General features: G+C 56.3%; 1 rRNA gene (running past one end of the window). It reads right to left on the bottom strand.

Annotation, left to right across the window (positions count from 1 at the left end):
• A 23S ribosomal RNA gene (locus tag ACFSO0_RS09595) occupies positions 1 to 398 on the bottom strand; its annotated part reaches 1,101 nt to the left of the window's first position; the annotation flags it as partial.

Raw genomic sequence — 398 nt, 5'->3', positions numbered from 1 at the left:
GGGTGGGTCTCGGAGAGATGCGCGTTTAGGTTACGCGACTGTCACGCCCTATGGTCAGCCTTCCCAGACTGTTCACCTACGCGCATCTTTTGTAACTCCATGTGAGACGCCCCACAACCCCGCCGGGTAAACCCGACGGTTTAGGCTCTTCCGCGTTCGCTCGCCACTACTGACGGAATCACTATTGTTTTCTCTTCCTCCGGCTACTTAGATGTTTCAGTTCACCGGGTCTGCCTTCTCATCACCTATGGATTCAGTGAAGGATACCATCCCATTACAGATGGTGGGTTGCCCCATTCGGAGATCCCCGGATCAAAGCGTGCTTACCGCTCCCCGAGGCTTATCGCAGTTCGCTGCGTCCTTCTTCGGCTCCTAGCGCCAAGGCATCCACCGTGTGC

Origin of the sequence: Brevibacillus sp. GCM10020057, assembly GCF_042683565.1 — a bacterium.
Taxonomy (GTDB): domain Bacteria; phylum Bacillota; class Bacilli; order Brevibacillales; family Brevibacillaceae; genus Brevibacillus.
The sequence above is the reverse complement of the archived record's forward strand: the minus strand, read 5'-3'. Positions and strand labels throughout refer to the sequence as shown.